A 25,808-nucleotide genomic window follows, 5' to 3' on the forward strand; every position below is an offset into this window, starting at 1 on the left:
AAGCCGAGCGCGGTGTCCGACCGTGGTTTGCACCGTGAGTCAGACCACCGTCGCCCGGCGTCGGGAACGGGCAGCGGCGCCGGCATCACCCGCGCCGCCGCCCCCTTCCCGCTTACTTCTTGTCGTTCACTTCCTTGAACTCGGCGTCCACGACGTTATCGTCCTGGGGCTGGGCCTGCTGCTGGCCGCCACCGGCCGCGCCTGCACCGGCCGCGCCGGCTTCACCGGCCTTGGCCTGCATGTCGGCGTAGACCTTCTCGCCCAGCTTCTGGCTGACTTCGGACAGCGCATTGACCTTGGCATCGATCTCGGTCTTGTCGCCGCCGCGTGCGGCGTCTTCCAGTTCCTTGATCGCGGCTTCGATCTTTTCCTTCTCGCCGGCCTCGAGCTTGTCGCCATGCTCGGTCAGGGCCTTGCGGGTCGAGTGGATCAGCGCATCGGCCTGGTTGCGGGCATCGGCCAGCTCGCGGGCCTTCTTGTCTTCCTCGGCGTTGGCCTCGGCGTCCTTCACCATGCGCTGGATCTCGTCTTCCGACAGACCCGAGTTCGCCTTGATCGTGATGCGGTTTTCCTTGCCGGTGGCCTTGTCCTTGGCGCCCACATGCAGAATGCCGTTGGCGTCGATGTCGAACGAGACCTCGATCTGCGGCATGCCGCGCGGCGACGGCGGAATGCCTTCCAGGTTGAACTCGCCCAGCAGCTTGTTGCCGCTGGCCATCTCGCGCTCGCCCTGGAACACCTTGATCGTCACGGCCGGCTGGTTGTCGTCAGCGGTCGAGAACACCTGGGCGTGCTTGGTCGGGATGGTCGTGTTCTTCGAGATCATCTTGGTCATCACGCCACCCAGCGTCTCGATGCCCAGCGACAGCGGCGTCACGTCCAGCAGCAGCACGTCGGTACGGTCACCCGACAGCACCGAACCCTGGATGGCGGCACCCACGGCCACGGCTTCGTCCGGGTTCACGTCCTTGCGGGCTTCCTTGCCGAAGAACTCGCGCACCTGCTCCTGCACCTTGGGCATGCGGGTCATGCCGCCCACCAGGATCACGTCGTCGATGTCGCTGACCTTGACGCCGGCGTCCTTGATCGCGGTACGGCACGGTTCGATCGTGCGGGCGATCAGGTCTTCCACCAGGGCTTCGAGCTTGGCGCGCGTGATCTTCAGGTTCAAGTGCTTCGGACCCGAGGCGTCGGCCGTGATGTACGGCAGGTTGATCTCGGTCTGTTGCGAGCTGGACAGTTCGATCTTGGCCTTTTCGGCGGCTTCCTTCAGGCGCTGCAGGGCCAGCACGTCCTTGGACAGATCGACGCCCTGTTCCTTCTTGAACTCGCCGATGATGTAGTCGATGATGCGCTGGTCGAAGTCTTCGCCGCCCAGGAACGTGTCGCCATTGGTCGACAGCACTTCGAACTGCTTCTCGCCATCGACGTCGGCGATTTCGATGATCGAGATGTCGAACGTGCCGCCACCCAGGTCATACACCGCAATCTTGCGGTCGCCCTTCTCGTTCTTGTCCATGCCGAACGCGAGCGCCGCGGCGGTCGGTTCGTTGATGATGCGCTTGACTTCCAGGCCCGCGATGCGGCCGGCGTCCTTGGTGGCCTGGCGCTGCGAGTCGTTGAAGTACGCCGGCACCGTGATCACGGCCTCGGTCACGGGCTCGCCCAGGTAGTCCTCGGCGGTCTTCTTCATCTTGCGCAGCACTTCGGCCGACACCTGCGGCGGGGCCAGCTTCTGGTCGCGCACGCTAACCCACGCGTCGCCGTTGTCGGCCTTGACGATCGAGTACGGCATCAGGCCGATGTCCTTCTGGACTTCCTTCTCTTCGAACTTGCGGCCGATCAGGCGCTTCACGGCATACAGCGTGTTGCGCGGGTTGGTCACGGCCTGACGCTTGGCCGGGGCGCCCACCAGGATCTCGCCATCTTCCATGTAGGCGATGATCGACGGCGTGGTGCGCGCGCCTTCCGAGTTCTCGATGACTTTTGGCGTGTTGCCTTCCAGGACCGACACGCAGCTGTTGGTGGTACCCAGGTCGATACCGATGATCTTACCCATAGTGTTCTCTCCTATTGCCCTGTCTCTCAGTCAGGGACTGCAATCTCGACTGAGAGCGAAATGTGGCCGTCCCGGGCCATTTCAAGGGTGTAATCTGCAAATCCGAGTAATTTTCTCGGTTTATCCGGCCAGACCCGCCAGCCAGTTGAAAGTTAGTTATTCGTCACAATCAGGATGGCCGCCCGCGCTGCCACAACACGTCGGTGCCGCCGTCCACGCGATTCAGCACGCGAGCCAGTACGAAAAGCAGGTCCGAGAGCCGGTTCAGGTACTGGCGCGGCGCGTCGTTGAGCGATTCGGCGGCGCCCAGTTCCACCAGGGAACGCTCGGCGCGCCGGCACACGGTACGGCAGACATGGGCGTGGGCGGCGGTGCGGCTACCCCCGGGGAGGATGAATTCCGCCAGGCGGGGCAGGCTGGCGTTGTAGTGCTCCAGCCAGGTATCGAGTTGCGCCACCTGGGGTTCCTTTAGCAGGGTGTATCCGGGAATCGACAGTTCGCCACCCAGGTCGAACAGGTCGTGCTGGATATGAAGCAGCGCATCGCGCACGTCGGCCGGCAGGTCGGGCTGGGTCAGCAGCAGGCCGATCTGGGAATTCAGCTCGTCGACGTCGCCGATGGCGGCAATGCGCAGGCTGTTCTTGCCCACGCGGCTGCCGTCACCGAGGCCGGTGGTGCCGGCATCGCCGGTGCGCGTGGCAATCTTGGACAGGCGGTTGCCCATGCCGGTCTCCTCGTTTTGTGGGGTTGGTGCTTCGAAGTGGCGCAATTATGGCCTGCTTCCGGTCCGGGATGGCCGTTTATCGGCCGGATGGCGGCCATTGCCCGCCCATCAGGTGGCGCACGCGGCGTAGGCGAGTCGTAGAATAGCGGCATTCCATTGCATACAGAGCCATACGGCCCGCCCGGAGACCCGCATGAACCACCCCACACCCGCCGCCGCCCTGGCGCGCCGCCCGTTCCCGTCCGCGCTGGCCGATGCCCTGACCTCCCGTTTTGGCGACCGCTTTTCCACCTCGAACGGCGTGCGCGAGCACCATGGCCGCGACGAATCGCCGTTTCCGCCCGCCCTGCCCGATGCCGTGGTATTTGCCCACAGCACCGAGGAAGTGGCCGAGGTGGCCAGGCTGTGCAACACCCATGGCGTGCCGCTGATTCCCTACGGCGCCGGTTCGTCGCTCGAAGGCCACCTGCTGGCGGTCGCCGGCGGGGTCAGCCTTGACCTGTCGCAAATGAACCGCGTGCTGGCCGTCCATCCCGAAGACCTGACCGTCACCGTGCAGCCGGGCGTCACGCGCAAGCAGCTGAACCAGGACATCAAGGACACGGGCCTGTTCTTCCCGATCGACCCGGGCGCGGACGCGTCGCTGGGCGGCATGTGCGCCACACGCGCGTCGGGCACCAACGCCGTGCGCTACGGCACCATGCGCGAAAACGTGCTGGCCTTGACCGTGGTCATGGCCGATGGCCGCGTGATCCGCACCGGCACCCACGCGCGCAAGTCGTCGGCCGGCTACGACCTGACCCGCCTGTTCATCGGCAGCGAAGGCACGCTGGGCATCATCACCGAGGTCACGGTGCGCCTGTATCCGCAGCCCGAGGCCATTTCGGCCGCCGTATGCGCGTTCCCGAGCATGGGCGACGCGGTGCGTGCCACCATCCAGACCATCCAGCTGGGCGTGCCGGTGGCGCGCGTGGAATTTGTCGATGCGCTGGCCATCCGCGCCATCAACCGCCACGACAACCTGACGCTGCCCGAGACCCCGCACCTGTTCTTCGAATTCCACGGCACCGAGGCCGGCGTGCGCGAGCAGGCCGAGACCGTGCAGGAGATCGTGGCCGAGCATGGCGGCCAGGGCTTCGAGTGGGCGACCCGGCCCGAAGACCGCACGCGGCTCTGGAATGCCCGCCACACGGCCTACTTTGCGATGCTGCAGCTCAAGCCCGGCTGCCGCGCGGTGACCACCGACGTCTGCGTGCCGATTTCGCGCCTGGCCGATTGCGTGACCGAAACCGAGCGCGACCTGAACGCATCGTCGCTGCCCTGCCCGATCGTGGGCCACGTCGGCGACGGCAATTTCCACGTGGCGATCCTGGTCGATACCGGCAAGCCCGAGGAAATGGCCGAGGCCGAGGCCATCAACCGCCGGATCGTCGAGCGCGCGCTGTCGATGGGCGGCACCTGCACCGGCGAGCATGGCGTGGGCCTGCACAAGATCGGCTTTCTGGTGCAGGAGCACGGCGAGGACGCGCTGGACCTGATGCGCGCCATCAAGGACGCGCTGGACCCGAACCACATCCTGAACCCGGGCAAGATCTTCAGCGCGTCGCGCTGAGCCCGCGGCCATGGCATCGGTCTTCCAACGTGTTCCGCCGCTGCACCTGCTGATCGCCTTCGAGTCGGCGGCGCGCCTGGGCAGCTTTGCCCGCGCGGCCGAGGAACTGTCGGTCACGCCCAGCGCGGTCTCGCATCGCATCAAGAACCTGGAGGAGCTCTGGGGCGAGGACCTGTTCGTGCGCTCGAACGCCGCGCTGCGGCTCACGGCGGCCGGCACGCGCTACCAGCGCAACGTGCAGGATGCGCTGAAATCGCTCAACGAACTGGCGCGCCCCGAGTACAACAAGCTGCGCACGCGCCTGCGCGTGGCCATTCCGCCCACCTTCGGGCGCCAGCACCTGGTGCCGCGCCTGCCCGAGTTCAGCGCGCTGTATCCGCATATCGACCTGGAACTGCACCTGGCCGTGCCGTTCCTTGATGTGAAGGCCGAGGATACCGACATCGAGATCCGCTACGGCACGGGCCGCTATCCGGACCTGAAGACCACCAAGCTGCTGGTGGAGCCGGTGTTCCCGGCGTGCGGCCGCGAATACTACGAGCGCGTGAACGGCTTTGCCATCACCAGGCCCGAGGACCTGCACAACCTGACGCTGCTGCGCAGCCCGCTGGAACCGTGGCGCCCGTGGTTCGAGACGGCGGGCCTGGACTGGCCCGAGCCGCAGACCGGTGCCCAGTTCAACGACATCGGCCTGATGCTGGAGGCCATCGTGTCGAACCAGGGCGTGGGCCTGGTGCGCCAGCGCATGGCGCGCCAGTGGCTGGCGGCCGGCCAGATGGTGAAGCTGCTCGATGTGGAATCGATCTCGCCGCACGGCTATTACATCGTCGAGCGCGAGCAGGCGCCGCTGATGCCCGAGGCGCGCTACTTTATCGACTGGCTGCTCGGGCTGGACTGGTAGCGCCCCAGCCACTACGCTGGAAGCGTCCCCTGCCCGACGACGGTGTGCGCCGGTGCCCACCCCCTGCCTGCGCCGGCATGAACCATTTTGATCGGGTCGGCATGCGGAATTCACGTGCCCGGGCGCCCGCCTGGCGAGGTGCCTGCGCTATAGTCTGCCGTCCCGGCCGCGTGCCTGCGAAGCAGCATGCGGCGCCCGGTCCGTCACAGGAGTTGCTGCCATGAACGCCCCGCAAGACGCCCGCACCGTTGCGGATGTATCCGCCCAAGCCGCAGATGGCCGCCGTGCCGCGCTGCTGGCCCGGCTGTCGGCCATCCTGCCCGACGCTGCCGTGCTGTGGCGGGCCGAAGACACCGTCCCCTACGAGTGCGATGGCCTGGCCGCCTATCGGCAGGTGCCCGACGCCGTGGTGCTGCCCGACACCGAGGACCAGGTCTGCGCCGTGCTGCGCCTGTGCCACGAACTCGGCGTGCCCGTGGTGCCGCGTGGTTCCGGCACCAGCCTGTCCGGCGGCGCCATGCCGGTCGCGGGCGGCCTGGTGCTGTCACTGGCCAAGTTCAAGCGCATCCTGTCGGTCGATCCGTATTCGCGCACGGCGGTGGTCCAGCCCGGCGTGCGCAACCTGGCCATTTCCGAAGCGGCCGCGCCGCACAATCTCTATTACGCACCCGACCCGTCGTCGCAGATCGCCTGCTCCATCGGCGGCAACGTGGCCGAGAACTCCGGCGGCGTGCATTGCCTGAAGTACGGGCTGACCGTCCACAATGTGCTGCGCGTCCGCGCGGTGACGATGGAGGGCGATGTGGTCGTGTTCGGCTCCGAGGCGCCCGATTCGCCGGGCCTGGACCTGCTGGCCACGATCATCGGCTCCGAAGGCATGCTGGCGGTGGTCACCGAGGTCACCGTCCGGCTCATCCCCAAGCCGCAGCTGGCGCAGGTCATCATGGCCAGCTTCGACGACGTGGAAAAAGGCGGCAATGCCGTGGCCGACGTGATTGCGGCGGGCATCATCCCGGCCGGCCTGGAGATGATGGATCGCCCCGCCACGGCTGCCGTGGAGGAATTCGTCAAGGCCGGCTACGACCTCGATGCCGCCGCCATCCTGCTGTGCGAGTCCGACGGCACGCCCGAGGAAGTGGCCGAGGAAATCGGCCGCATGAGCGAGGTACTGCGCGCATCGGGCGCCACGCGCATCACGGTGTCGCAGAACGAGGCCGAGCGCCTGCGCTTCTGGAGCGGCCGCAAGAACGCCTTCCCGGCCGCCGGCCGTATTTCGCCCGACTACTACTGCATGGACGGCACCATCCCGCGCAAGCACATCGGCACGCTGCTCAAGCGCATCGAACGGATGGAGCAGAAGTACGGCTTGCGGTGCATCAACGTGTTCCATGCCGGCGATGGCAACATGCACCCGCTGATCCTGTTCGATGGCGGCGACGTCGATGAATGGCACCGCGCCGAACTGTTTGGCGCCGACATCCTGGAGACCTGCGTCGAACTGGGCGGCACCGTGACCGGCGAGCATGGCGTGGGCGTCGAAAAGCTCAATTCGATGTGCGTGCAGTTCTCGCGCGAGGAATGCGAGGCGTTCTTCGGCGTGAAGGCGGCGTTCGATCCCGCGCGCCTGCTCAACCCGGACAAGGCCATCCCGACGCTGGCACGCTGTGCCGAATACGGCAAGATGCACGTCCGGCGCGGCCTGCTGCCCTACCCCGACATCCCGCGATTCTGATCGACGCGCAGGTCCCGGCGGGGGATGGCGGCACGCTGCCTGTTTATCCACCCGCCCCCGCTTACCCGTTTCGTCAGACATGCCACAACGCCACACCAACGCCATGATCCGCCAGCGCCTGGGCCAGCCCGAATCGGGCTGGCGCCAGCACTGGTACACGATCATCTTCGAAGCCGACACACGCCCGGGGCGACTGTTCGACGTCGTGCTGCTGATCGCCATCGTCGCCAGCGTCGGCGTGGTGATGCTGGACAGCGTGCCGTCCATCCACGCGCGGCTGGGCAAGGCGTTCACGGCGCTGGAATGGATGTTCACGCTGCTGTTCACGGCCGAGTACGTCATGCGGCTATGCGTGGTGAAGCACCCGCTGCGCTACGCGCTGAGCTTCTACGGCATCATCGACTTCATCTCGATCATGCCCACCTGGGCGTCGTTCTTCGTGCCCGAGCTGGCGTTCCTGATCGACGTGCGGCTGCTGCGCCTGCTGCGGGTGTTCCGGATCCTCAAGCTCACCGTGTACTTCGAGGAGGCCGAGATCCGGGCCCGCGCGCTGGCCAACAGCCGGCGCAAGATCTTCGTGTTCCTGGCCACCGTGTTCATCATCACGGTGATCCTGGGCACCGTGATGTACGTGGTCGAAGGCCCCGAGCACGGCTTCACCAGCATTCCGCTCAGCATGTACTGGGCCATCGTCACGCTGACCACCACGGGATTCGGCGACATGGTGCCGAAGACGCCGATCGGGCAGTTCATCACGTCGCTGACGATCCTGCTGGGCTACGGGATCATCGCCTTCCCGACCGGCATCGTCGGCGCCGAGCTGGCCGCCAGCATCATCAAGCGGCCGCTGACCACGCGCTCGTGCGAGCAATGCCTGACCGAAGGGCACGAGCCGTCCGCCAGGTTCTGCCAGCACTGCGGCAGCGCGCTACCGGCGTACCGCAGCGAGCCAGGCCTGGAGGGCCGGCTCGAAGGCGCCGTGGAGAACCGGCCGCCGCCCAGGCCGCCGCGCCCATGATTGGCCCGATGCGCCACTGACCCACCCACCCTTTCACGACACGTCCTCATGCAAGCCACCCTCGACGCCACCCTCGCGACCTTCCGCGACGCGATTCGCCAGGCCGGCGACAGCCGCACCCCGCTGCGGCTGCGCGGCGGCGGCAGCAAGGATTTCTACGGCCAGGCGCTGGTCGGCACCGTGCTCGACACACGGGCGTATCGCGGCATCGTCGACTATGACCCGGCCGAGCTGGTAATCACCGCGCGCTGCGGCACGCCGCTGGGCGAGATCGAGGACGTGCTGGCCGAGCGCCGCCAGATGCTGGCCTTCGAGGCGCCCCATTTCGCCGCGCACGGCCAGGCCAGCACCGCCACGCTGGGCGGCGCCTTCGCGGCGGGGCTGTCGGGGCCGCGCCGCCAGTCGGTGGGCGCCCTGCGCGATTTCGTGCTCGGCGCACAGTTGATGGACGGCAAGGGCGAGATCCTGAACTTCGGCGGGCAGGTCATGAAGAACGTGGCCGGCTACGATGTATCGCGCCTGCTGGCCGGCTCGCTCGGCACGCTGGGCCTGGTCACCGAGGTATCGCTGAAGGTGCTGCCGGTGCCTTTCGACGACGCCACGCTGCGCTTTGCGCTGTCCCAGGCCGACGCCATCGACCAGCTCAACAAGTGGGGCGGCAAGCCGTTGCCGATCGCCGCGTCGGCCTGGCATGACGGCGTGCTGTGTGTGCGCCTGAGCGGCGCCACCGCCGCCGTTTGCGCGGCGCGCGACAGCCTGGGCGGCGAGGTGGTCGATGCCAGCCACGCCCGACAGCTGTGGACCGCCCTGCGCGAGCAGACCTATCCGTTCTTCACCCCGGCGCACGACGCCGGCCGCGCGCTGTGGCGCATTGCCGTCCCGCCGGTGACAAAACCGCTGGACCTGCCCGGCGAGCAACTGGTGGAATGGGGCGGCGGCCAGCGTTGGTGGCTGGCGCCCGACGACAGCGCCGCGTCGGCCGACCAGGTCCGCGCGACCGTCCAGGCCGTGGGTGGCCATGCCACGCTGTTCCGCAACGGCGACAAGGCCGTGGGCGTGTTCACGCCGCTCCCGGCGCCGCTGGCGGCGATCCACCGGCGGCTGAAGGCCAGCTTCGATCCAGCGGGCATCTTCAATCCGCAGCGCATGTACAGCGGGCTTTGAGCCACCGTCCGGACACGGTCCCCAACGATAACGATCCCCCACCATGCAAACCACACTGGCCGAATTCCTGCGCAACACGCCCGAAGGCGAAGAGGCGAAATCGATCGTCGGCAAATGCGTGCACTGCGGCTTCTGTACCGCCACCTGCCCCACCTACCAGCTGCTCGGTGACGAACTGGACGGCCCGCGCGGGCGCATCTACCTGATGAAGCAGGTGCTCGAAGGCAGCGCGGTGACCGAAAGCACGCGCCTGCACCTGGACCGCTGCCTGACCTGCCGCAACTGCGAATCAACCTGCCCGTCGGGGGTCACGTACGGGCGCCTGGTCGACATCGGCCGCCAGATCGTCGATGACCGGCTGGCCGAACAGGGGGTCCAGCGCCCCGCGAAACAGCGCATCGCGCGCTGGATGCTGCGCGAGGGCCTGACCCGGCCCGGGCTGTTCGGCCCGGCGCTGAAGCTGGGCCAGATCGTGCGGCCGCTGCTGCCGCGGACGCTGCGCAACAAGGTGCCGGCGCATCCGACGCCGCCGGGCAACTGGCCGCGCAGCGAGCATCCGCGCAAGATGCTGTTGCTCGACGGCTGTGTGCAGCCCGCCATGTCGCCCAACATCAATGCCGCGACGGCCCGCGTGTTCGACAAGCTCGGTGTGCAACTGGTGTTGGCGCGCGAGGCCGGCTGTTGTGGCGCGATCCGCTTCCACACCGGCGACCATGCGGGCGGGCTCGACAACATGCGCGCCAACATCGACGCCTGGTGGCCCCATATCCAGGCCGGCGCCGAGGCCATCGTCATGACGGCATCGGGCTGCGGCGCGATGGTCAAGGACTACGGCCACCTGCTGCGCAATGATCCGAAGTACGCCGAACGGGCCGCGCGCGTGTCGGCGCTGACGCGCGACCTGTCCGAGCTGCTGCCCGATTTCGCCGACGACCTGCACCGGCTGGCCGGCGCGGTGCCGCGCGATGGCCGCCGCGTGGCGTGGCATCCGCCGTGCACGCTGCAGCACGGCCAGCAGATCCGCGGCAAGGTGGAATCGCTGCTGACGCGCCTGGGCGTGGACGTGCGGCTCTGCGCAGACAGCCACCTGTGCTGCGGCTCGGCGGGCACGTACTCGGTACTGCAGCCCGAGCTGTCGTACAAGCTGCGCGACGACAAGCTCACCAAGCTGCAGGCCACGTCGCCCGATGCCATCGCCACGGCCAATATCGGCTGCATCACGCACCTGCAAAGCGGCACCGACACGCCGGTGATCCATTGGGTGGAGCTGGTGGACCGCATGCTGGCGCCGACAGTGGCGGCGCAGGCGGCGTAGGGGCGTAGGGGCGTAGGGATGGTTGCTCCCCTCTCCCGCAAGGCGGGAGAGGGGTCGGGGGAGAGGGGCCAGCGCCTGCATGGCGAGGGCCGTGTTCCCGGCGCAACGGCCCGGTGCCTCATCTTGCACGCATCTTGTCCGGGAGTAACATGGCGGCACATCGGATTCTCCCAAGCTGCCCCCATGCTCCAGACGTTTGCCATCCTGCTGGTCTTCCAGACCGTGGGCGAAGTCATCAGCTACGCCCTGCGTCTGCCCGTGCCCGGTCCCGTGCTCGGCATGCTGCTGTTGTTCGGCTGGCTCGTATTCGACAACCGGCTGCTGCCCGTGATCCAGGGCTCGGCCAATGACCTGCTCAAGCACCTGTCGCTGCTGTTCGTGCCGGCCGGCGTCGGCATCATGGTGCATGCCAACCGCATCGGCAGCGAATGGCTGCCGATCGTCATCGCGCTGGTGATCTCCACCTGGGTGGCCATCGCCGTGACCGCGCTGGTCACGCGGGCACTGATGCGCAAGCCGCCGGCCGATGCCGTGGATGCCGGAGTCCAGCCATGATGTCGCCGCGTCTCAATGAAATCTGGGTGTACCTGGCCGCCAGTCCGCTGATCGGGCTGACCGCCACGCTGATCGCCTATGTGTTCGCGTTCCGCATCTACGAGCGCGCGCGGTTCTCGCCGCTGGCCAATCCGGTGATGATCTCGGTGGCCATCCTGGTCACGGTGCTGACCGTGACCGGCACGCCGTACAAGACCTACTTCGACGGCGCGCAGTTCGTGCACTTCCTGCTGGGGCCGGCCACCGTGGCACTGGCTGTGCCGCTGTACACCCAGTTGCCGAAGCTGCGCAGCAATGTACTGCCGCTGCTGGCCGGCTTGCTGGCGGGTTCGGTGGCCGCCGTGGTGTCGGCGGTGGGCATCGCCTACCTGCTTGGGGCCTCGCCCGAGGTGGTGCTGTCGCTGGCGCCGAAGTCGGTGACGATCCCGATCGCGATGGGCGTGTCCGAAAAGATCGGCGGCCTGCCGTCGCTGACCGCCGTGCTGGTGATGGCCACCGGCATTATCGGCGCGATCAGCGCCACCGGCCTGCTGAACCTGCTGCGCGTGCGCGACTACACCGTGCGCGGCTTTGCCACGGGCGTGGCAGCCCACGGCATCGGCACGGCCCGGGCGTTTCAGGTCAGCCAGGAGGCCGGCGCATTTTCCGCGCTGGGCATGGGGCTGAATGGCGTACTGACGGCCATCCTGGTGCCGGTGATGGCGGCCTGGATGCCGCATTGAGACCTCACCCGGGCCCCTGACACGCTCCTGACAGCACGCTGTCAGGAGTGCCCGCGCATGATCCGGTCTCCCGATATGACGAAGAGGAGCGCCACCATGGCCAACCCGTCCAATGCACTGGTCAACTGGCTGGAAATCCCGGTGACCGACATGAAGCGCGCAATGCAGTTCTACGAAACGGTGTTCGAGCATCCGCTACGCCGCGAAACCGTGGGCGACGTCGACCTGGCCGTATTCACCCATGCCAGCTCGGCCGGTGCGCTGGTGCGCGGCGAGCAGTACCGGTCCAGCGCGTTCTACGGCCCGGTGCCGTATTTCAACGCCCCCCAACTCGACGACGTGCTGGCGCGGGTCACCTATGCCGGAGGCCGCACCGTGCGCGGCCCGGTGCAGTTGCCCGACAACATGGGCCGCTTCGCCCATATCACCGACAGCGAAGGCAACCGGATCGGCCTGCACGAACCGGCCATGGTTGCCGCACCCGCGGCCGTCGCGCACTGACACCGCCATGAGCCGACGCGCCGACCGCCTTTTCCAGATCGTCCAGGTGCTGCGCGGGCGCCGCCTGACCACCGCCGCGCTGCTCGCGCAGCGGCTGGGCGTGTCCGAACGCACGGTCTACCGCGACATCCAGGCGCTGTCGCTATCCGGCGTGCCTGTGGAGGGCGAAGCCGGCATCGGCTACCGCCTGCGGCCTGATTACGATGTGCCGCCGCTGATGTTCACGTCGATGGAAGTGGAGGCCATGGTGGCGGGCCTGCGCCTGCTCAAGGCCTGGGGTGGCGGCGCGCTGGCCGCCGCGGCAGAGCCATCGCTGGAAAAGCTGATGGCAGCCCTGCCGCCGCAGCGGCGCCTGGCCGCGCAGCAGAGCCGCATTTTCGCGCCGGAGTATGCCAACCACCCCGCCGTGCGCGAGGCGTTCGACATCGTCCACACGGCCATCGGCGCGCAGCGGCTGCTGCAGATCGACTATTCCGATGCGCAGCAGCGCGACACCATGCGCGTGGTGCAGCCGCTGGGGTTGTTCTTCTGGGGCAATGTCTGGCTGGTGGCCGCCTGGTGCACGGCGCGCGAGGACTACCGGAGTTTCCGGCTGGACCGCTGCCGCAAGCTGACCATGCTGGCCGAGCATTTCCACGAAACGCCGGAGCGTTCGCTCAACGGCTTCCTGCGCGCGGTCCGGGCGGACTCGCACGGCTGAAGCCGGCCGCCGCCGGTCGCCGGCCGGTCTGTTTCAGGCGCCCGGATCGCTGAGCAGTGTCTCGATGTCGGCGCGAATCTCGTCAGGCTTGGTGGTCGGCGCATAACGCTTGAAGATCGTGCCGTCGCGGCGCAGCAGGAACTTGGTGAAATTCCACTTGATGGCCTGGGTGCCCAGCAGCCCCGGCTTTTCCGACGTCAGCCATTTGTAGAGCGGGTGCGCATCGGCGCCGTTGACATCGATCTTCGCGAACATCGGAAAGGTGACGTGGAAGCGCGATTCGCAGAACGCGCCGATCTGTTCGGCATCGCCCGGCTCCTGCTTGCCGAACTGGTTGCACGGAAAGCCCAGCACATCGAAGCCGCGCGTCTGGTAGCTGTCCTGCAGCGCCTGCAGACCCGCGTACTGGGGCGTGAAGCCGCACTCGCTGGCCGTGTTGACGATCAGCAGCACCTTGCCCCGGAAGTCGGCCAGCGGCACCGGCTGGCCCGCCAGCGAACTGGCCTCGAACTGGTAGACGTTGCTCATCGTCGGTCTCCTGAAAGGTAATGGGCGCAAGGATACCGCGCCCCGGCCGCCTGCGTCAGATCACGTTCAGGTGTTCGGTGCCGGCGCCAAGATCCGCGTCGCGATGCCGCGTGCTATGGAGCTTGATCATCAGGCGCAGGTCGTTCAGCGAATCGGCGTTCTTGAGCGCGTCCTCGTAGGTGATCTTCTCGGCCTCGTACAGTTCGAACAGCGCCTGGTCGAACGAGATCATGCCCTGCTCGCGCGATTTCTTGATGACTTCCTTGAGCTCGTGGATCTCGCCCTTGAAGATCAGGTCGGCCACCAGCGGCGTGCCGATCATGATTTCCACGGCCGGCACGCGGCCCTTGCGGCCGGCGCGCGGCAGCAGACGCTGCGAGATCATCGCCTTGAGGTTCAGCGACAGGTCGATCAGCAGCTGCTGGCGCTTTTCCTCGGGGAAGAAGTTGACGATCCGGTCGATGGCCTGGTTGGCGTTGTTCGCATGCAGCGTGGCCAGGCACAGGTGGCCCGTCTCGGCGTACTGCATCGCGTATTCCATCGTCTCGCGGTCGCGGATTTCGCCGATCAGGATCACGTCGGGCGCCTGGCGCAGCGTATTCTTCAGTGCGATGTGCCACGACTCGGTATCGATGCCCACCTCGCGCTGCGTGACGATGCAGTTCTGGTGCGCATGCACGTATTCGATCGGGTCCTCGATCGTGATGATGTGGCCGTACGAATGCGCGTTGCGGTGGTCCAGCATGGCCGCCAGCGAGGTCGACTTGCCCGAGCCCGTGGCGCCGGTCACGATCACCAGCCCGCGCTTGGACATCACGATGTCATGGAGCGACTGCGGCAGGTCCAGGTCTTCCACCGACGGGATGCGCGTGTTGATGGTTCGCACGACCATGCCGGCGCGGCCCTGCTGGATGAACGCCGACACCCGGAAGCGGCCCGCGTTGGGCGCCGTGATCGCGAAGTTGCATTCGCGCGTGTCGTCGAACTCCTTCACCTGGCGCTCGTTCATGATCGAACGCACCAGGCCCAGCGCCTGCGTCGGGTTCAGCGGCTGCTGCGACACCGGCGTGATCTTGCCGTCGACCTTGATGGCCGGCGGGAATTCGGAGGTGATGAACAGGTCCGAGCCGCGGTTGTTCACCATCAGCTCGAGCAGATCGTTGATGTACTTCGATGCGGATTCGCGGTCGAGCATGATCGCCCCTTAGCCCATGAATGCGTCCGGGTTCTTCGCAATCGCCCGCGCATCGTTGTAGTTGATCATGCCGCGCTTGATCAGGTCGCCCAGGCACTGGTCCAGCGTCTGCATGCCCATGCCGCTGGACGTCTGCATCATCGAGTACATCTGCGCAATCTTGTTCTCGCGGATCAGGTGGCGGATGGCGGGCGTGGCGATCATGATCTCGTGCGCCGCGGTGCGGCCATTGCCGTCGCGCGTCTTGAGCAGCGTCTGCGAGATCACGGCCTCCAGCGATTCGGACAGCATGGTCCGGACCATGTCCTTTTCCTCGGGCGGGAACACGTCCACCACCCGGTCGATGGTCTTGGCGGCCGAACTGGTGTGCAGCGTGGCAAAGACCAGATGGCCGGTTTCCGCCGCCGTCAGCGCCAGCCGGATCGTTTCCAGATCCCGCAATTCGCCCACCAGGATCACGTCCGGGTCTTCCCGCAGCGCCGAACGCAGCGCGTTGGCAAACGAATGCGTGTGCGGCCCCAGCTCGCGCTGGTTGATCAGGCTCTTTTTCGAGTTGTGGACGAATTCGATCGGGTCCTCCACCGTGAGGATGTGGCCCATGTCGTTGTCGTTACGATGGTCGACCATCGCCGCCAGCGTGGTGGACTTGCCCGAACCGGTCGGCCCCGTCACCAGCACCAGCCCGCGCGGCTTCATGCACAGGTCGGCGAACACCGCCGGCGCATGCAGGTCGTCGAGGGTCAGCACCTTCGACGGAATGGTACGGAATACGGCGGCCGACCCGCGCTGCGTGGTATAGGCGTTGACCCGGAAACGGGACAGGCCCGAGATCTCGAACGAGAAATCGACCTCCAGCCGCTCTTCATAGGATTTGCGCTGAACGTCGCTCATGATGTCGTACACCATGGCGTGGACGTCCTTGTGCGTCATCGCCGCGACGTTGATGCGGCGCATGTCCCCGTGAATACGCACCATCGGCGGCATGTCGGCCGAGAGGTGAAGATCGGATGCCTTGTTCTTGACCGCGAAGGCCAGAAGCTGTGCGATGTCCATCTATAATGACCCCACCCTAAAAGAGGCCCTGGCGGGAATATCGATTTGCCGGGCCTTCAAAGGTTTATTGTTGTACTTCTAGTTGTACTTCTTCGAATATATCCGCTGGATTATGTCTGTAATCGCCGCCAACTTGCAAGCCGTGAAAAATGACATCGCGGCGGCCGCACAACAAGCCGGCAGGGCGCCGGCCGATGTCACATTGCTGGCGGTTTCCAAGACGGTTTCGGCGCATCGGGTCCGCGAGGCCTTCGACGCCGGGCAACGGGCTTTCGGCGAGAACTATGTCCAGGAAGGCGTGGAAAAGATCGCCGCGCTGGACGCGCTGCGCGGCCAGATCCAGTGGCATTTCATCGGCCCCCTGCAAAGCAACAAGACGCGGCCGGTGGCCGAGCAGTTCGACTGGGTCCATGCCATCGACCGGCTGAAGATCGCCGAGCGGCTGTCCGCCCAGCGTCCGGCCGGGCTGCCGCCGCTGCAGGTCTGCATCCAGGTCAATATCAGCAACGAGGACACCAAGAGCGGCGTGGCGCCGGCCGAGGTGCCGGCGCTGGCCCAGACCATCGCGGCGCTGCCGAACCTGCGGTTGCGCGGCCTGATGGCCATTCCGGCGCCAGCGGCCGACCCGGCCGCCCAGCGTCAACCGTTTGCCGCCCTCCGTGCGTTGCTTGATCAACTGCGGCAATCCGGGCTAAACGTGGACACGCTCTCGATGGGCATGTCCGCCGACATGGGCGCGGCCATTGCCGAGGGCGCCACGCTGGTGCGTATCGGCACCGCGATTTTCGGCGCGCGGCGCTGATGGCGCCCGGCAGGGTCCGCGCCGGTCTTTCGCATCCCCATGACATGAAAAAACGCCGGCCGCCACGTATCGCGCCGGCACACCAGGAAACCTGATGCTCGATTCCCTCACCTTTGGCTTTCTCGGCGGCGGCAACATGGCGTCTGCTCTGATCGGCGGCCTGGTGGCCCGTGGCGTGCCGGCCGGCTCGATCCGCGTGGTCGACCCCTCGGAAGATGCCCGCCAGCGCCTGGCCCAGAGTGGCGTCAAGGCGCTGGCTGCGCCCGACGCCGCCTTTGGCGCCAGCAACGTGATCGTGCTGGCCGTCAAGCCGCAGCAGTTCCGTGACGCCATCACCGCGCTTGAGCCGCTGCTGACCGACAACCTCATCATCAGCGTCGCGGCCGGCATCCGGCTGCAGGACATGGCCCGCTGGCTGGGCCGCAGCCGTCTGGTGCGCGCCATGCCGAACACGCCCGCGCTGGCCGGCCTGGGCATGACCGGCCTGGCCGCAGCCCCGGGGCTATCCGGCGCCGACCGGGATATCGCCACGGCCGTGGCCGAAGCCGTGGGCCAGTGCGTCTGGGTGGACAACGACGACCAGATCGACGCCGTCACCGCGATCTCGGGCAGCGGGCCGGCCTACGTCTTCTATTTTGTGGAGGCGATGGAGCGCGCGGCCGTGGAATTGGGATTGACCGCCGAACAGGGCCGGAAACTGGCCGTGGAAACGTTCCGTGGCGCGGCGGCGCTGGCGGCCGAATCTCCCGAGCCGGTAGCCACGCTGCGCGAGCGCGTCACGTCCAAGGGCGGCACGACTTATGCCGCCTTGACGGCGATGGACGCCAGCGGCATGAAGGACGCTTTCGTCAAGGCCATGCACGCCGCCGCCGCGCGCGGACGCGAGATGGGTGCGGAGTTCGGCAAGGATTGACGGGATGGCGCCGTGCTCCCATGCCGTGGAAGCGCGGCGCAAACAACAGGTCTATTTCAGCAGGTAAGCCGCGAAGGTGCCTGCAAACACGCAGGCGCCCAGCCAGTTGTTGTGCCGGAACGCGGCAAAGCACTTCATGCGGTCCCGCTCGCGGATCAGCGTGTAGTGGTAACCCGCCAGCACGGCGGCCGCCACCAGCCCGGCGTAGTAGGCCCAGCCCAGGCCCAGCAGCGCGCCGGCCCAGGCCATCAGCCCCAGAAAGGCCGCGTAGCAGATCATGATCGCGGCCACGTCGAAGCGCCCGAACGTGATGGCCGACGTCTTCATGCCCAGCAGCAGGTCGTCGTCACGATCGACCATCGCATAGGCGGTGTCGTACGCCACCGCCCAGAACACATTGCCCAGCAGCATCAGCCAGGCCACGACCGGCACCTCGCCCTGGATGGCGGCGAACGACATCGGAATGCCGAACCCGAAGGCAATGCCCAGGTAGGCCTGCGGAATCGCAAAGAACCGCTTGAAGAACGGGTAGGTCCCGGCCAGCACCGCCGCCACCACGGCCAGCCATTTGGTCAGCCCGTTCAGCGGCAGGATCAGCGCGAACGCGATCAGCGCCAGCACGGCGGCCACGGCCAGCGCTTCCCAGCCGGCGATCAGCCCGGCGGTCAGCGGCCGCTCCCTGGTGCGCTTCACGTGCTTGTCGAAATCGCGGTCGGCCCAGTCGTTGATGGCGCAGCCCGCCGAGCGCATCAGGAACGTGCCGGCGAAGAAGATCCAGAAAATCTGCCAGGACGGCGGCCCGTCGGCAGCCATCCACATCGCCCACAGCGTGGGCCACAGCAGCAGCAGCGTGCCGATTGGCTTGTCGATGCGTACAAGTCGGGCATACAGCGCAATACGGCTCGGATGATGGGGGGCGGCGGAGGGATGAGACATGGCGGCGGACTTCTGACGAAACTTCCGGCAATACTACCGGCAATACAAAGCAAAAACGCGCCTTCGGCATGCCGAAGGCGCGTCGTACCGGTTCAACCGGTGTGCGGCATGGCCGGAATCAGGCCAGCAGCGAGCGCAGCATCCACGCGGTCTTTTCGTGCGTCTGCATGCGCTGGGTCAGCAGGTCGGCCGACGGCTCGTCGCCTGCGGCGTCGATCACGCCGAACAGCGAACGCGCGGTGCGCACCACGGCCTCCTGGCCTTCCACGAGCTTGCGGATCATCTCGGTGGCTTCGGGCACGCCCTCTTCCTCGGCGATCGACGACAGCTTCGCGTATTCCTTGTACGTACCCGGAGCCGGGTAGCCCAGCGCGCGAATCCGCTCGGCAATCGCGTCAACGGCCAGCGCCAGTTCGGTGTACTGCGTCTCGAACATGGTATGCAGCGTGTTGAACATCGGGCCCGTCACGTTCCAGTGGAAGTTGTGGGTCTTGAGATAGAGGGTGTAGGTGTCAGCCAGCAGCTTGCTCAGGCCTTCCGCGATCTTCTTGCGGTCCTTGTCCGAAATACCGATGTTCACGCTCATCTCATTCTTCTTTGCCATTTTTTTAAGCTCCATTCTGGTCTGGCCACGAGGATCGACCGCCCGCGCTACACGGACGAGCAGCGGCCATTATCGTATCAGGTTCAAGTCAGAAGGACGGACAGCCCCCTGGCCGCGTCGAGGAACATGACCATCGCGCCCAGCGCCACGACGGCCATCCCGATTTCCTTGCGCACCACCTTGCGGTGCAGCCGCCCGGCGCCGCCGTCGCGCACCGCGTCGGCCTTCAGCTGCCGGAACTCGCTCACGAAAAGATTCAGCATTGCCATGACAATTCTCCAACTGTTTTCCGAGGGTCCGGCACGTCCGCCTGACGTGTCCCGCAACCGATGGAAGAAGTCTAATCCAGCGCTATCGATGTGGCTATTTGATAATTTCAACCTATCGAATAGGGGATGACTATATCCCTGTCTCGCGTAGGGGATTGCCTGGAATATGGAGATTACGGCACTAAAAGCACAAACAGCAGGGTCTCCCCTGCCGTTCGATGACATCCCCGGGCGGCCGAAATCAGGCCGCCACGGCTTCCTCGGCCAGCGTGCTGCCGAGCTTGCGCACGCCGGGCAATTCGCACGCGGTCACGGCGTTGGCCAGCGCCTCCATGGCGGGCAGGCGCGTAAAGCTCTTGCGCCAGGCCAGCACCACACGGCGGTCCGGCACCGGGTCGGCGAACGGCACGTAAGACAGCATGTCGTTGCGCGGCTTGAGATCGGGCACCGACGTGCGCGGCAGCACCGTAATGCCCACGCCGCTGGCCACCATATGGCGGATGGTTTCGAGCGACGACCCCTCGAACGTCTTCTGGATGCCGTCGGCTGCCTGCGAAAAGCGCGACAGTTCCGGACACACGCCCAGCACGTGATCGCGGAAGCAATGGCCGCTGCCCAGCAGCAGCATGGTCTGCTGCTTCAGTTCGTCGGGGTCCACCCGGGTCTGCTCGGCAAGCTTGTGCCCGCGCGGCACGGCCACCACGAACGGCTCGTCATAGAGCGGACGCACCGTCAGGCCTGAATCCGGAAACGGCTCGGCCATGATCGCGCAGTCGATTTCACCCTGCTTGAGCAGCTCGATCAGCTTGTTCGTGTAGTTTTCCTGCAGCATCAGCGGCATCTGCGGCACGGTGTCGATCATCTGCTTGACCAGTGCCGGCAGCAGGTACGGCCCGATCGTGTAGATCACGCCCACGCGCAGTGGTCCGGCCAGCGGGTCCTTGCCCTGCTTGGCGATTTCACGAATCGCCATGGTCTGTTCCAGCACGCGCTGGGCCTGTGCCACGATCTGTTCGCCGATGGCCGTCACCGACACCTCGGACGTGCCGCGCTCGAAAATCTGCACGGTGAGCTCGTCTTCCAGCTTCTTGATGGCAACCGACAGCGTCGGCTGCGAAACGAAGCACGCCTCGGCCGCCCGGCCGAAATGGCGCTCGCGCGCTACGGCAACGATGTACTTGAGTTCGGTGAGCGTCATGATTAATCAAATCCGGTTAGGCGATAGATTTTAGCTTCGATTGCGTCGTCTGTCAGATCGCCGAAGCAATGTCAGCCATCCACCACTTTTCCGCACCCGTCGGACGACGCGCCCGGAAGGTGTCTAGGCCTTCAGAAAATGCTCGCGTCCGCCCAGCCAGCGCAGCAAATGTGCCTCAACCGCCTCTGGGAACCGGTCCAGCATCAGCTCGGCGGCTTGCTGGGCATAATCAACCAGCCAGGCATCGGTTTCCAGGTCGGCAAAGCGCAACATGGCCTCGCCCGACTGCCGCGCGCCCAGGAATTCCCCGGGACCCCGGATCTGGAGGTCGCGCCGGGCGATTTCAAAGCCGTCGGTCGTCTCGCGCATGGTCGCCAGGCGTTCGCGCGCCGTGGGGGACAGCGGCGCCTGGTACATCAGCAGGCAGACCGATTCCGCGCTGCCACGGCCCACACGCCCGCGCAGCTGGTGCAACTGGGCCAGGCCGAAACGCTCGGCATGCTCGATCACCATCAGCGATGCATTGGGGACGTCCACCCCCACTTCGATCACGGTGGTGGCCACCAGCACCTGCAGGCGGTTGGCGCTGAAATCGTCCATCACGGCCGCTTTCTCGGCGGGCGGCAGGCGGCCATGCACCAGCCCCACGCGCAGGTCGGGCAGCGCGGCCACCAGCGTCTCGAAGGTCTCCACGGCCGTCTGCAGCTGCAGCGCCTCGCTTTCCTCGATCAATGGACACACCCAGTAGACCTGGCGCCCTTCGGCGGCCGCATGATGCACGCGCTCGATCACCTCGTCGCGACGCGCATCGTTGACCAGCCGCGTCACGATCGGGGTGCGGCCCGGGGGCAATTCGTCGATCACCGACACGTCCAGGTCCGCGTAGTACGTCATCGCCAGCGTGCGCGGAATGGGCGTGGCCGACATCATCAGCTGATGCGGCACCTTTTCGTCAGCCGGCACCGGCGCGTCGCCTTCGGCCGCCTTGCCGCGCAGCGCCAGCCGCTGCGCCACGCCAAAGCGATGCTGCTCGTCCACCACGGCCAGGCCCAGGTTGGCGAACTTCACGCCGTCCTGGATCAGCGCGTGCGTGCCGATCACCAGCCGGGCCTCGCCCGATTCGGCACGCGCCACGGCTTCGCGCTTGGCCTTCGTCTTCAGGCTGCCGGCCAGCCACGCCACGGGCACGCCCAGCGGCTCCAGCCAGGCCGACAGCTTGCGGTAGTGTTGCTCGGCCAGGATTTCGGTCGGCGCCATCAGCGCGGCCTGGTAGCCCGCGTCGATGGCCTGGCAGGCGGCCAGCGCGGCCACGATGGTCTTGCCGCTGCCCACGTCCCCCTGCAGCAGCCGGTGCATCGGGTGCGGCAGCGCCATGTCGGCGGCGATTTCCTCCACCACGCGTTGCTGCGCACCGGTCAGCCTGAACGGCAGCGCCGCCAGGAAGCGCGTCAGCAGGCCGTCGGCCCGGCGCGGCATCGACGGTGCGTTCTTTTCCTTGCGCGCGGCCTGCGAGCGCCGCAGCGAAATCTGCTGCGCCAGCAGTTCGTCGAACTTGATGCGGACCCAGGCCGGATGAGAACGATCGGCCAGCGCGGCCTCGCTTTCCTGCGGCGGCGGGTTGTGCAGCAGGCGCAGGCAGTCGATCAGCGGCGTCAGCTTCAGCGGCGCCAGCGGTCCGCGCAGGATGGCCTGGGGCAAGGTCTCCGGCATTGGCGTGCGCGACATCGCCCCGCCGATGGCCTTGCGCAGATAGGCCTGCGAAATGCCGGCCGTGGCCGGATAGACCGGCGTCAGGCGGTCGGGCAACGGTTCGTCGGGTGTGATCGGCCGTACCGTGGGATGGACCATTTCGGCGCCGAAGAAGCCTCCGCGGATTTCACCGCGCACGCGCAGGCGCACGCCTTCGGCCATCTGCTTGGTCTGGCTGCCGTAGAAATTGATGAAGCGCAGCGTCAGTTCGCCGGTTTCGTCGGCAATCTTGACCACCAGCTGGCGGCGCGGGCGGAACGTCACCTCGTTCGACACCACCTCGCCTTCCACCTGGGCGGCCAGCCCCATGCCCGCGCGGCGGATGGCGTCGCGGATCGGCTCCAGCGTGGTTTCGTCCTCGTAGCGCAGCGGCAGGTGCAGCACCAGATCGACCGGCCGGCGCAGGCCCAGCTTGGCCAGCCGGGCCACGGCCGACGACGGCTTGGCCTTGTCGCCGGCCTTGTCGCTGGCCTTGGCGTCGCCTTTGGCCTCCGCCCTGGCCACGCCGCGCCGCGCCGGCTTGTCGCCGGCGGGGGCGGACGGGGTGGACTGGGCGGCCGTCGGGGCAGGATCGTCGAGCGGATCGGTAGCGGTGCCTGGCATCAGCGCGGGAATATAGGGATCACAAGCGGGCATCGGGCGAAGCCGGGCGCCCAAGCCTTACAATGTCGGATTCGCCGATTGTACCCATGCCGTACCGATGCCTGCGGCGGCACTTCGTTCCGGAGTGCTGCCCGGCTCGCGTATTGCCTGGCGCTTTGCCCCGAATACCTCGCTGAACCGCAATGCTGACCCTGTCCGATTTCGATTTCCCGCTGCCGCCCGAACTGATCGCGCAGTCTGCCCTGCCCGACCGCAGCGCCAGCCGCCTGCTGGTGGTAGAGCGGACGGCGCCGGATGACACCGCCGACGCGGTGCGGCTGGTGGACCGCGCGTTCAGCGACATCCTCGAATACCTGAGCCCCGACGACCTGCTGGTCTTCAACGACACGCGCGTGATCAAGGCGCGCTTTTTCGGCCAGAAACCCAGCGGCGGCCGCATCGAGGTGCTGGTTGAGCGCGTGGTGGACAGCCACACCGTGCTGGCCCAGGTGCGCGCGTCGAAAACCCCGGCGGAGGGCAGCCCGCTGCATCTGGCCGATGGCGCCTTCACGGTCACCGTGGGCCCGCGCGTGGACCAGTTCTTCACGCTGCGTTTTCCGGAACCCGCGCTCGACCTGATCGAACGCTATGGCCGGCTGCCGCTGCCGCCGTACATCACGCACGATCCCGACGCCTATGATGAAACGCGCTATCAGACCGTGTACGCGCGCAACCCGGGCGCCGTGGCCGCACCGACAGCCGGCCTGCATTTCGACGATGCGCTGTTTGCGCGGCTCGACGCCGCCGGCATCCGCCGCGCCTTCCTGACGCTGCACGTGGGCGCCGGTACCTTCCAGCCGGTGCGCACCGAAGACTTGTCCGAGCACAAGATGCACTCGGAGTGGTACGCCGTGAGCCAGGAACTGGCCGATGCCGTGCGCGACACGCGCGCCCGTGGCGGACGCGTGATCGCGGTGGGCACCACGTCTCTGCGCGCGCTGGAATCGGCCGCGGCCGAGGACGGCACGCTGCGCCCCGGCACCGGCGACACCGATATCTTCATCACCCCCGGCTATCGTTTCCGCGCGGTGGACGCGCTGATCACGAACTTCCACCTGCCCAAGTCGACGCTGCTGATGCTGGTGTCCGCGCTGGCCGGCGTGGAAGCCATCCGCGCCGCCTATCGCCATGCCGTGGCCCAACGCTACCGCTTCTTCAGCTACGGCGACGCCATGCTGCTGACCCGCCGCGACTGACACCGCGCGACCGACCGATTTCGAGAACCGAACATGCTGAACTTCGAACTGCTGACCACCGATGGCAACGCACGCCGTGGCCGCGTCACGCTGAACCATGGCGTAGTAGAAACGCCAATTTTCATGCCCGTGGGCACCTATGGGTCGGTCAAGGCAATGTCGCCGCTGGAACTGAACGAGATCGGCGCGCAGATCATCCTTGGCAACACGTTCCACTTGTGGTTGCGCCCGGGCCTGGACGTGGTGGACACCCATGAGGGCCTGCACAGGTTTATCGGCTGGGACAAGCCCATCCTGACCGATTCAGGCGGTTTTCAGGTGTTTTCGCTCGGAGAACTGCGAAAGATCACCGAAGAAGGCGTCACGTTCGCGTCGCCGGTGAATGGCGACAAGCTGTTCCTGTCGCCCGAGATCTCGATGCAGATCCAGCGCACGCTGAACTCGGACATCGTCATGCAGTTCGACGAATGCACGCCCTACGAGATCGACGGCCGCCCGGCCACGCATGACGAGGCGGCCCGCTCGATGCGCATGAGCCTGCGCTGGGCCAAGCGTTCGCGCGGCGAATTCGACCGCCTGGCCAACCCGAACGCGCTGTTCGGCATCGTCCAGGGCGGCATGTTCGAGGACCTGCGCGACGAATCGCTGGCGGGGCTGTCCGAACTCGACTTCCACGGCTACGCCATCGGCGGCCTGTCCGTGGGCGAGCCAAAGGAGGACATGATGCGCGTGCTGGAACACGTGGGCCCGCGCCTGCCGGCCCACAAGCCGCACTACCTGATGGGCGTGGGCACGCCGGAAGACCTGGTGGCCGGCGTGGCGCATGGCGTGGACATGTTCGACTGCGTCATGCCCACCCGCAATGCCCGCAACGGCTGGCTTTTCACCCGGTTTGGCGATGTCAAGATCCGCAATGCGGCGCACCGCAACGACCCGCGTCCGCTCGACGAGCAGTGCGGCTGCTACACCTGCCGCAACTTCTCGCGCGCCTACCTGCACCACCTGCACCGCGTGGGCGAGATCCTGGGCGCGCGCCTGAACACGATCCACAACCTCTATTACTACCTGGAACTGATGCGCGAGATGCGCACAGCCATCGAGGAGCACCGCTTCGACGCGTTCCGCCGCCAGTTCGCCGAACACCGCGCCCGCGGCACCAAATAGAGAATGTTCGGAAAACCAGACAGGCAGCCGAACTTTTGGCGGCTTGCAAGTCGAATGACTGGCCGCAACGGAAGCCTGCGGGGTGTTTTCTGCAACGTCCGCAAAGTACTTGCAAAGCACCCCGAACAAACCCGTAATCCGCCCTAGAATGCCAGGGCGGGACAACAACCGGGTGATAGAATGCCCGATTCCCTGATTGACCTTTGTGACGGAGAAGTAACGTGCTGATTTCGAACGCTTTTGCGCAGACCGCCGGTGCCGGCGGCGCGGCCGGTGGCCTGATGAGCTTCCTGCCGATCATCCTGATGTTCGCGGTGCTGTGGTTCATCATGATCCGCCCGCAGATGAAGCGCCAGAAGGAATCGAAGGCCATGCTGGAAGCCCTGGCGAAGAACGACGAAGTCGTGACCGCCGGCGGTATCCTCGGCCGTGTGACCAAGGTCAACGAGAACTACGTGACGCTGGAAGTGGCCGAAGGCACGGAAATCACCGTGCAGAAGAACGCCGTGACCACCGTGCTGCCGAAGGGCTCGCTGAAGTCGCTCTGATCCCGGAC

Annotated in this window: 25 protein-coding genes; 15 read left to right on the top strand and 10 right to left on the bottom strand. The window is 66.6% G+C overall.

Features of this window, described 5'->3' with window-relative positions; all coding sequences use genetic code 11:
* Positions 1-112: 112 nt before the first annotated feature.
* Both dnaK and D9X30_RS00645 read right to left on the bottom strand, forming a co-directional pair.
* Positions 113-2,059, bottom strand: coding sequence for a molecular chaperone DnaK (gene dnaK, locus D9X30_RS00640; protein WP_153947318.1), 1,947 nt, complete (start codon positions 2,057-2,059; stop codon positions 113-115).
* Positions 2,060-2,228: 169 nt separating this feature from the next.
* A complete protein-coding gene (locus D9X30_RS00645) occupies positions 2,229-2,783 on the bottom strand; it encodes a cob(I)yrinic acid a,c-diamide adenosyltransferase (protein ID WP_153947317.1) in 555 nt (184 codons plus the stop codon).
* Between the two features lie 193 nt (positions 2,784-2,976).
* Between D9X30_RS00645 and D9X30_RS00650 the strand changes: the two genes are divergently transcribed.
* The 10 genes from D9X30_RS00650 (at position 2,977) to D9X30_RS00695 (ending at position 13,003) form a co-directional block, all read left to right on the top strand.
* Positions 2,977-4,395 (top strand): FAD-binding oxidoreductase, encoded by a 1,419-nt coding sequence (locus D9X30_RS00650; protein ID WP_153947316.1) that lies wholly within the window; start codon positions 2,977-2,979, stop codon positions 4,393-4,395.
* A 10-nt stretch (positions 4,396-4,405) separates the two neighbouring features.
* A complete protein-coding gene (locus D9X30_RS00655; RefSeq protein WP_153947315.1) occupies positions 4,406-5,296 on the top strand; it encodes a LysR substrate-binding domain-containing protein in 891 nt (296 codons plus the stop codon).
* Positions 5,297-5,516: 220 nt separating this feature from the next.
* On the top strand, positions 5,517-7,028 hold the full coding sequence (locus D9X30_RS00660) for an FAD-linked oxidase C-terminal domain-containing protein (RefSeq protein ID WP_153947314.1): 1,512 nt from the start codon (positions 5,517-5,519) through the stop codon (positions 7,026-7,028).
* A gap of 79 nt (positions 7,029-7,107) precedes the next feature.
* The gene (locus D9X30_RS00665) at positions 7,108-8,046 is read left to right on the top strand and encodes an ion transporter (RefSeq protein WP_153947313.1); all 939 of its coding nucleotides are present in this window, start codon (positions 7,108-7,110) and stop codon (positions 8,044-8,046) included.
* A 48-nt stretch (positions 8,047-8,094) separates the two neighbouring features.
* Positions 8,095-9,210: a glycolate oxidase subunit GlcE gene (gene glcE, locus D9X30_RS00670; RefSeq protein WP_153947312.1), complete on the top strand. Its 1,116-nt coding sequence runs from the start codon at positions 8,095-8,097 to the stop codon at positions 9,208-9,210.
* A 43-nt stretch (positions 9,211-9,253) separates the two neighbouring features.
* Positions 9,254-10,525: a glycolate oxidase subunit GlcF gene (gene glcF / locus D9X30_RS00675; protein ID WP_153947311.1), complete on the top strand. Its 1,272-nt coding sequence runs from the start codon at positions 9,254-9,256 to the stop codon at positions 10,523-10,525.
* A 183-nt stretch (positions 10,526-10,708) separates the two neighbouring features.
* Entirely contained in the window at positions 10,709-11,080 is a 372-nt protein-coding gene (locus tag D9X30_RS00680; RefSeq protein ID WP_153947310.1) for a CidA/LrgA family protein, read from the top strand.
* Positions 11,077-11,802 (top strand): LrgB family protein, encoded by a 726-nt coding sequence (locus tag D9X30_RS00685; RefSeq protein WP_153947309.1) that lies wholly within the window; start codon positions 11,077-11,079, stop codon positions 11,800-11,802. Before D9X30_RS00680 ends, D9X30_RS00685 begins: the two co-directional genes overlap by 4 nt.
* A 96-nt stretch (positions 11,803-11,898) precedes the next feature.
* Positions 11,899-12,303 (top strand): VOC family protein, encoded by a 405-nt coding sequence (locus tag D9X30_RS00690; protein WP_153947308.1) that lies wholly within the window; start codon positions 11,899-11,901, stop codon positions 12,301-12,303.
* Between the two features lie 7 nt (positions 12,304-12,310).
* Complete coding sequence (locus tag D9X30_RS00695) at positions 12,311-13,003, top strand: helix-turn-helix transcriptional regulator (protein WP_153947307.1); 693 nt, start codon at positions 12,311-12,313, stop codon at positions 13,001-13,003.
* A 33-nt stretch (positions 13,004-13,036) separates the two neighbouring features.
* Here the strand turns inward: D9X30_RS00695 and D9X30_RS00700 are convergent, their stop codons facing one another.
* From D9X30_RS00700 to D9X30_RS00710, 3 genes are read right to left on the bottom strand one after another with little or no spacing between them, the layout of a single operon-like run.
* The gene (locus tag D9X30_RS00700; protein WP_153947306.1) at positions 13,037-13,531 is read right to left on the bottom strand and encodes a glutathione peroxidase; all 495 of its coding nucleotides are present in this window, start codon (positions 13,529-13,531) and stop codon (positions 13,037-13,039) included.
* Between the two features lie 55 nt (positions 13,532-13,586).
* Positions 13,587-14,726: a PilT/PilU family type 4a pilus ATPase gene (locus tag D9X30_RS00705; protein ID WP_153947305.1), complete on the bottom strand. Its 1,140-nt coding sequence runs from the start codon at positions 14,724-14,726 to the stop codon at positions 13,587-13,589.
* A 9-nt stretch (positions 14,727-14,735) separates the two neighbouring features.
* Positions 14,736-15,779, bottom strand: coding sequence for a type IV pilus twitching motility protein PilT (locus D9X30_RS00710; RefSeq protein ID WP_153947304.1), 1,044 nt, complete (start codon positions 15,777-15,779; stop codon positions 14,736-14,738).
* 112 nt (positions 15,780-15,891) lie between these two features.
* Here D9X30_RS00710 and D9X30_RS00715 point away from each other — a divergent pair, with 112 nt between their 5' ends.
* Entirely contained in the window at positions 15,892-16,581 is a 690-nt protein-coding gene (locus tag D9X30_RS00715) for a YggS family pyridoxal phosphate-dependent enzyme (RefSeq protein ID WP_153947303.1), read from the top strand.
* Positions 16,582-16,675: 94 nt separating this feature from the next.
* Complete coding sequence (proC, locus tag D9X30_RS00720; RefSeq protein WP_153947302.1) at positions 16,676-17,494, top strand: pyrroline-5-carboxylate reductase; 819 nt, start codon at positions 16,676-16,678, stop codon at positions 17,492-17,494.
* 51 nt (positions 17,495-17,545) lie between these two features.
* Here the strand turns inward: proC and ubiA are convergent, their stop codons facing one another.
* The 5 genes from ubiA to recG all read right to left on the bottom strand — a co-directional run bounded on the left by ubiA (position 17,546) and on the right by recG (position 22,853).
* Positions 17,546-18,430 (bottom strand): 4-hydroxybenzoate octaprenyltransferase, encoded by an 885-nt coding sequence (ubiA, locus tag D9X30_RS00725; RefSeq protein ID WP_153947301.1) that lies wholly within the window; start codon positions 18,428-18,430, stop codon positions 17,546-17,548.
* Positions 18,431-18,548: 118 nt separating this feature from the next.
* Positions 18,549-19,034: a Dps family protein gene (locus D9X30_RS00730; RefSeq protein WP_153947300.1), complete on the bottom strand. Its 486-nt coding sequence runs from the start codon at positions 19,032-19,034 to the stop codon at positions 18,549-18,551.
* An 83-nt stretch (positions 19,035-19,117) separates the two neighbouring features.
* The gene (locus D9X30_RS00735; protein WP_153947299.1) at positions 19,118-19,303 is read right to left on the bottom strand and encodes a hypothetical protein; all 186 of its coding nucleotides are present in this window, start codon (positions 19,301-19,303) and stop codon (positions 19,118-19,120) included.
* Between the two features lie 241 nt (positions 19,304-19,544).
* Positions 19,545-20,501, bottom strand: a complete 957-nt coding sequence (locus D9X30_RS00740) for a LysR substrate-binding domain-containing protein (RefSeq protein WP_153947298.1) — start codon at positions 20,499-20,501, stop codon at positions 19,545-19,547.
* Positions 20,502-20,624: 123 nt separating this feature from the next.
* Positions 20,625-22,853: an ATP-dependent DNA helicase RecG gene (gene recG / locus D9X30_RS00745; protein ID WP_153947434.1), complete on the bottom strand. Its 2,229-nt coding sequence runs from the start codon at positions 22,851-22,853 to the stop codon at positions 20,625-20,627.
* A 182-nt stretch (positions 22,854-23,035) separates the two neighbouring features.
* Here recG and queA point away from each other — a divergent pair, with 182 nt between their 5' ends.
* The 3 genes from queA (at position 23,036) to yajC (ending at position 25,800) form a co-directional block, all read left to right on the top strand.
* Positions 23,036-24,088 carry a tRNA preQ1(34) S-adenosylmethionine ribosyltransferase-isomerase QueA gene (gene queA / locus D9X30_RS00750; protein WP_153947297.1) on the top strand — a complete coding sequence of 351 codons (1,053 nt, stop codon included), beginning with the start codon at positions 23,036-23,038 and terminating at the stop codon, positions 24,086-24,088.
* A 33-nt stretch (positions 24,089-24,121) separates the two neighbouring features.
* Positions 24,122-25,252 carry a tRNA guanosine(34) transglycosylase Tgt gene (gene tgt, locus D9X30_RS00755; RefSeq protein WP_153947296.1) on the top strand — a complete coding sequence of 377 codons (1,131 nt, stop codon included), beginning with the start codon at positions 24,122-24,124 and terminating at the stop codon, positions 25,250-25,252.
* Positions 25,253-25,473: 221 nt separating this feature from the next.
* Complete coding sequence (gene yajC, locus D9X30_RS00760) at positions 25,474-25,800, top strand: preprotein translocase subunit YajC (protein ID WP_061955498.1); 327 nt, start codon at positions 25,474-25,476, stop codon at positions 25,798-25,800.
* The last annotated feature ends 8 nt before the right edge of the window (positions 25,801-25,808 follow it).

This window comes from Cupriavidus sp. U2 (assembly GCF_009663685.2).
Taxonomy (GTDB): domain Bacteria; phylum Pseudomonadota; class Gammaproteobacteria; order Burkholderiales; family Burkholderiaceae; genus Cupriavidus; species Cupriavidus necator_C.